Annotated in this window: 3 protein-coding genes and 2 pseudogenes; 2 read left to right on the top strand and 3 right to left on the bottom strand. The window is 58.6% G+C overall.

What is annotated here, in order from left to right:
• Positions 1-219, top strand: a pseudogene (locus tag BQ8482_RS38265) (hypothetical protein); the annotation flags it as partial.
• 20 nt (positions 220-239) lie between these two features.
• Here BQ8482_RS38265 and BQ8482_RS23190 read toward each other — a convergent pair.
• The 3 genes from BQ8482_RS23190 to BQ8482_RS38260 all read right to left on the bottom strand — a co-directional run bounded on the left by BQ8482_RS23190 (position 240) and on the right by BQ8482_RS38260 (position 5,192).
• Positions 240-1,472, bottom strand: a complete 1,233-nt coding sequence (locus tag BQ8482_RS23190) for a hydantoinase/carbamoylase family amidase (RefSeq protein ID WP_123149731.1) — start codon at positions 1,470-1,472, stop codon at positions 240-242.
• Between the two features lie 256 nt (positions 1,473-1,728).
• Positions 1,729-3,105, bottom strand: coding sequence for a M20/M25/M40 family metallo-hydrolase (locus BQ8482_RS23185; RefSeq protein WP_123149729.1), 1,377 nt, complete (start codon positions 3,103-3,105; stop codon positions 1,729-1,731).
• Between the two features lie 1,892 nt (positions 3,106-4,997).
• Positions 4,998-5,192, bottom strand: coding sequence for a hypothetical protein (locus BQ8482_RS38260; protein ID WP_165848677.1), 195 nt, complete (start codon positions 5,190-5,192; stop codon positions 4,998-5,000).
• A 312-nt stretch (positions 5,193-5,504) separates the two neighbouring features.
• On the opposite strand from BQ8482_RS38260, the pseudogene BQ8482_RS23170 reads away from it, so the two are divergent.
• Positions 5,505-7,012: pseudogene (locus BQ8482_RS23170) on the top strand (MFS transporter); the annotation flags it as partial.

The raw sequence follows: 7,012 nt of genomic DNA, 5'->3' as shown, positions 1-7,012 counted from the left end.
ACACAGAACCCTCCTGATTCAACCTGCTGGCTGGAAAGGAGGCCAGTATGGATGATAGCAGCCTACGCACAGGATCTACGCAATCGGGTGATCGATGCGGTTGAGAAGGAGGGGATGAGCCGGCGTGCGGCGGCGCGGCGGTTTGTGAATCTGATATCAGCGAGCATCAGCGGCTTGTCGGCGCTTGTAGGCGTCGATCGCATCGACCCGCTCTCATGACTCCATTCGGATGCCAACCGCTACCTGCTTTCGCCTCGCAGGACCGTCTCGGCGGCATCAGCCAGCACCTGACAGCCGAGCACCAGGTCGGCATCGTCTGTGTTTTCGGTCCAATGATGGCTGATACCGCCGATGCTTGGCACGAAAAGCATAGCGGCTCTCAGTTTACGGGCCACAACCTGCGCGTCGTGACTGGCTGCGCTTGGCATCCTCACATAGGCGCCGGGTGCATGGCGTGCGGCCGCATTCTCTATCGCTGCCTGGAAGACCGGATCCATCTGCCATGGCTTGCCGGTCTCGGTCCGCTTGATCTCGACACGGCAGCCCGACCTAATCGCGGTCTCTTCTACCAGTTGCCTTAGTACCGTATCGAGGCGCTCAAGCACCGGGATCTCTGAATCCCGGAACTGGAACAGCATCTCTGCCCTCCCCGGAATTATGCTGGGAGCACCCGGCTCCAGGCTAATGTGGCCTGTGGTCCACACGGAACGCGGGCCGGCCACTTTCGGAAAGCGCTCGGCAATTGCCATGGCCAGCGTCGCTGCAGCGACGCCGGCATCCTTTCTGACAGCCATGCGCGTCGTACCGGCGTGATTTTGGATGCCGCAAAAAGCGATTGAGTACTGCCAGATTCCAACGATGCTTGTAACAACACCGATCCGGTTGCCCGAGGCTTCCAGCGAGTCGCCCTGTTCTATGTGTGCTTCCAGATAACCGACGTAGCGTTTCGGTTCCAGCAGAGATCGGGGAACGCCGGCCAGGCCGGCCGTATTGAGCGCGTCCCTGAGCGGCAGCCCATGATGGACATTCACAGCCTGGTCAATCTCCGCCTCGTCAATGTCACTGATGAATGAACGACTTCCGAGCATTGAGACGTAGTGACCTTCTTCATCCGCCCACGCCACTGGGGCGACGGCAAGGCCAGCGCAGTCCGGTGTTTCCGCGAAGGTCCGGGCAATCTCAAGGCCGTACATTACGCCAAGCGCCCCGTCGAGCCAGCCGGCATGGTTCTCGGATTCTGCGTGCGACCCGATCAACAGCGATCGCCGCTCCGAGGGCGGCATGCCGAACACATTGCCCACCCCATCGATATGAGCCTGAAGGCCTACGGCTTCGTATTGCTGCGCAAGCCAGTGGCGGCTATCCATGTCCTCTTTCGAATAGGTCGGGCGATGGACACCCGTCCGATACGCACCGAATTGCGCGAAACGTCTGAGTTCCGAGAGCAAGCGCCCGGCGTTTATTTTTGGCATCAGCTGCACCACCCTAATGGTTCGTCCTGAATAAATTTAAGATATAGCCTAGTGCCGACTCCCTTTGGACGGCGTGTCGGCGGCATTGCTTCACCGAATTGCCGGGCGGCCAAGCGCGGCTCAACACAAATCCTGATCGGCTGTCCCGCATCGTCCACAAAGCTATCCCAGGCCGCCTTGAACCTGTCGAAAGCGCGATGTCGGAATTGGGCCGCGGAAAGACTGCGTAGTATCCCAGGGACAGACCGCTAATCGATCATTCGCCAAGTCGCAACGAGCCAAGCTCATGCAATAATGCAGCGCCTGTGCGAATCCCGCTGTAGAAACAGCTGAGGGTTAGATTCTCATTCGGCGCATGGTTTGCCTCATCGTAGTTGGCGTATGGAGTGACGAAAGCAGGAATGCCGAGGATTTTGGTGAAGACATAACCGGGCAGGCTGCCGAATCCTGCGGGGATCAGCAGAGGCTCCTCACCTTGCGCAGCAACGAAAGCACGGCGCAGCGGTTCGGTGAAGGGAGAGGCGATCGGCGTCTTCGAGGGGGACATGCTCTCTAGCGCAACGAACTCCACATCGGGGGCGTATTTCTCCACATGGTCGGCTACCTTGCGAAGGACGTCTTGAGGATCTTGCGCTTCCACGAGCCGTATGTCGCACTTCACGAATGCTTCGCTGGGGAGGACGGTCTTGCTACCAGGCCCGCCATACCCGCCATGGAAGCCGTTGATCGTCAGCGTCGACCGGAAGCAGAGCCGATCATAAAACGGCGTTTCCTTCGGCGCATCAAGTCTCGAAATACGCAGGCTCCGCATAACAGCCTCGACATCGAGCGGCAGGCGCTCGACCGCAACAAGCTCCTCCGGTGATGGAGGTTCGATGTCCTCGTGGAGGCCATCAATGGTAATTTCGCCGTCGGGATTCTTCATGGTTCCGAGAAGGTGCACCAACGTCCAGATCGGATTGGGCACAACGCCACCAAAGTTACCCGAGTGCAGGTCACGGCAGGCGTGGCGACAACGCAGCTCAAATGAGACCACGCCGCGCGTTCCAAACTTGATCACAGGTGCACCGCTCGCATGACGAGGGCCATCGGCAGTGACGGCAAGATCAGCCTTTAGGGCATCCGTGTTGGCACGCACGAAATCGGCAATATGCGGGCTGCCAATCTCCTCGTCGCCTTCCAACAACAAGATGATGTTGCACGGCAACGCACCATGCGTCTTTAAGTGAGACTCAATCGCCAGGACCTGTGCGAAATGCTGGCCTTTGTTATCGCCGGCACCACGGGCAAAAAGCCGGCCGTCGCGTAGTGTGGGCTCAAACGGTGGTGAGACCCATTGGTCGATTGGGTCGGGCGGCTGCACGTCGTAATGTCCGTAGAGCAGTACCGTAGCCTTGCCCGGGGCCCTTTCCCACCGCGCCACAACCATGGGATTCCCCGCCGTCGGCACCAAGCTGGTTTCGAGTCCTATTTCCGTCAGCATTTCGACCAGTAGGGCACCTACTTCGTCGATACCTATGTTCTCGGCACTGATGCTTGGATGACGAAGATATTCCATCAGACGTTCGAGAGATCTGGTGCGGTTCCCTTCGATATACTTGAAAACGGCGTTCAATGTATCAGAAGATGTCATGTCTTTTTCCAGTGAAAGAGGGAGAAGACCGGCATTCAGGGAGTTAGCTAGCGAGCCGCAGCTGCAAGCCTGGAGTTGGCGGCTCTATGTATCTCCATAATCTCTCGTTGAGCGAAATCACGCAAACCGGCGCGAGCGCCCCGGCGGGGCCGGCCATTTCGGGTCGCGTTTGATTCAGTAACGGGAACCAAGTGAGTCGAGCAGGTCGGATAGCGTGAGACCAAAATTTGCAGGCCGACGATGATCTGCGCCGCGATCAAATGGGATCGATGCTTCGATGCGGCGAACCCGCATGACCACTCCTGCTCTCGACGATTATGTCGAAGTCGTCCTGCGATGCCATCACCGTTCCATAGATGCGAATTCCACAGCCACGGTCCAAATTCCACGTGCGGCTTCGTAGCCGCCCTCCCAGGGTTTGTCCGACGAAGATCAGAAAACAAGTGGTCTTGCACGCGAACTCCTTAGATTTGCACCGAGTCAGGCTGTGCCGGACGAGAGATTCCTTTGAGCCTTCCATAGCTAAGAATAACTCTTCACGACGCACGATCCATGCCGAAATCGTTCTACTTGTGAAATACCTCCTCCATGAAACGATGTTTTTGAAATGTGGCCTGATCGGCATCGCAATGTGCCAAAGTGTGGCTATCGAAAGTTAAATGAGGAGAGCCATCCCATGGAGAAAGCTGGCACAAGTCTGGATAGCGCCAAGCATGTCTTTCAGATGCACGCTGTTGACGCGAAGGGCGCGGCCCATCCGTCGAAAGCTGCGGCGGACGATGTCCCCATATAGGCCTGATCGGCATCGAAGCCTGTCCGACTAGCCATCACTAGGCCCGTGTTTTGGATGACCTGGGCGCGAGGTTCATTGATGTCGGCGTGATGGGGCCCCGACGTCACCATCTTCACTCCGGACGCGCTGCGGCGGAATGTGGCCCGCAGGTCGATTGCGCCGCTACAGGAGATAAGCTGATGGAGTGTTCCGAAGTCGACATGATTGGATACTGAAGCTATGCGGCATGCGCTATGCCTGTGATCGAGATCATGGCGATCGGCATCAAGCCCTGCATGGCCGCCGAGAATCGTCGGCGGGAGGCTGAACGCCGAGGTCGCCAAGATCGAGCGGCAAAAGGCAGAGGCGGTTCCTTGAACACTGGCACCATGTTATCGCACGAACTCGGCATCTCGTCTTCGCAAACCGACGGAACACTCGGCGAAAATAGGCGTCATCCTGTTCGTCGTTTGCGGCTTGGCCCGGCACTAACGGCAGGGCAGTCGCTGGCTCTAATGAGACAAGGAAGGTGGCGGCCGATGAGCACGAAGCAACATATATCTGGTGTCTAATCATCGGGTGGGCCCGGGCCATGTAGTTCTGGAACGACGCGAACTATGCCCCTCGCCGTATGAGTGTGTCGGGTAAGACCTGCCCTCTAACAGGTGATCCACCGTTGTCCTAAGTCCCAACTGCTTGCCATCCGTTTGCAACCCAGAGACGTTCCCATGAACTAGCGCATCCTCACTGGCCAGATCTCCCACGAGCCACTCGCCGTGTGAAGGATCGCAGGGTGGGACTTGAAAAATGCGCGGTGATGCTGGTCAGTCGTGCCACACTCCACCATGCGACGGCGAATACGCTATGTGCAGCAGATCGCGCAGAAGCAACATTTCAAACCGAGGTAGATTCCGCCTCCCGCATTTCAGCAGTCACCGCATTTTGGCACAACTTCGCGTCCCGAGGTGCTAACACTTTTCGGCGGTGAGGTCTTGCGAATGGGTATTTCTCTTTGAGAACGAATGCCCCGCTCGTGGTGTCGACAGAACTAAGGTGCGGATTGACCGCGCCAGAGGCTCAAAAGGGAGGGACTGGAACATGACGATTTCTCGACGCGACCTCATGTGAGGTTGGGGAAATACGTCTCGCCAATCGCGCGCCGCAAGACGCTCACTGGCCTCATCGGCATGCCGGCGATCGTCCCGATGTGGAACATACAGAAGGTGAAAGCGCAATGGCTGCCTAGATCCTGCGCAGGGATGGTCTCGACCGTCGCCGTCATGGCGATCCGCGCCCTTGAGCCCAGATCTGCCATGAGGCAAAACCTTCAACAAAACACCGACCACAATCGAGCATTTCCGGCCTCGGTATTATCAGACCCGACGAAGCCCAAGCTATAAAAGGAATGACGATTTGGCGGATCAAGTGCCTCATCAGACATTGCTCTCCAGAAAAAGAGCTCGTCCCTGTCAAAGCAATTATTCCGTTAGAGAGCATGGGGCCGGGCTAAGATGGCCCTGATCCTGCCACCCTCCAGGGGGGATCGCGTCTGGAAAAAGGTGTAGATCAAGGGACCGGTAGACCGAAGGCGATGAGCTCGAGAAGATGATGGGGATGGCGCGCGCAGATGGAGTCAATTTCGCCCACGACATTTGCGCCGCTCAGGAACCGGACCTTTCGTTCGATCTGGCTCGCCACGCAGGTTTCGAGTCTCGGCTGGCTGATGCAGACTGTCGCCATCAGCTGCCTGATGGCGACAGTCTCAACTTCCGATCTGATGGTTGCGCTGGTGCAGGCTTTCGAACCTGCCCGCGTTCATCTTGTCTGTCTTCGTAGGGGCTATCGCCAACAATTTCAGCCGTCGCAGGGTCATGTTCGCCGGCCGGTGCATTATGGCTACAGCATCTGCAATGCTGACCGCGTCTGTGGCGCTGGGCTTTGCCGACCCGTGGATGATCCTCGGCTTCAGCTTTTTAATTGCATGCGGCGGTGCTCTCAACGATCCCGCCTGGCAAGCCTCGGTTGGCGATCTCGTGGACCGACGCGACGTTCCCGCTGCCGTCACCCTGCTCTCCGTCGGATTCAACACTGTCCGGACCGTAGGCCCGGCGCTCGGCGGCATCGTGGTTGCCTCGTTCGGGCTTGTGACGGCTCTCGCCGTGTCCACACTCAGCTATCTGGTACCTCTGGGCACCATATGGCGCTGCAAGTGGAAGGTTCGCTCCTCCCGGCTCCCGCGCGCGTCGATGAGGACGGCGATCTATGACGGGCTGCGCTTCACGGCGATGTCTTCGGAGATCAAAGCTGCGATCGCCCGCGGAACCCTCTTTGGCCTGGCAAGTATCGCCATACTCGCTCTGCTGCCCTTGATTGTCCGCGATCAGTTGGCGGGAGGGCCGCTCGCCTATGGCACGCTCATGGCCGGCTTCGGGACAGGCTCCCTCATTGCCGGCATCTCCAACAGCCTGTTCAGGCGGATCTTGTCTCAAGAACGACTGATGACGCTTGCGTGCGTCGCTTGCGCGGCGTGCTCCCTTTCCCTTGCACTGAGCTCTTCGCTTGCGGTGGCGGCAATGGCACTCGCCTTGGGCGGCGCGGGTTGGGTCACCGCCTGGTCCGGGCTTGGCGTGAGCGTGCAGCTGGCGAGCCCGCGCTGGGTCGTGGGGCGGACCATCTCGATCTATTATGCATTGATAGATGGCGGCATCGCGGCGGGCAGTTGGGTATGGGGCACGGTGGCCCAGAACTATTCCCTGACCTTGGCGCTGGAGGGCTCCGCTGGAGCCCTGCTGCTGGTCGCTGCAGCCGGTTTCCTGTTTCCTCTTCGCGAGCGCCGCGAATCCGAGCCCGATCCTTTGGAAGAATTCGACGCCCCGGCAGTTGCGCTTGATCTGAGGCCAAGAGCGGGCCCATCGTAGTCAAGGTTGAGTATCTGATACCCGAGAAAAATGTCGAGGCGTTCCTGGACCTCATGCGCGAGCGCCGGCATGTACACAGCCGCGTCGGTGCTCGACACTGGACGCTGCAGCGCAACCTTCAGGAGCCTTTGCAATGGACAGAAACATTCCGCACGCCGACTTGGACGGACTACCTTCGCCTCAACCATCGTCTCACGACAGCAGACAAGGAACTGGA

Source organism: Mesorhizobium delmotii, from assembly GCF_900149755.1.
GTDB lineage: Bacteria > Pseudomonadota > Alphaproteobacteria > Rhizobiales > Rhizobiaceae > Mesorhizobium > Mesorhizobium delmotii.
Note: the sequence above shows the minus strand (reverse complement) of the source record. Positions and strands in the feature narration are given on the sequence as shown.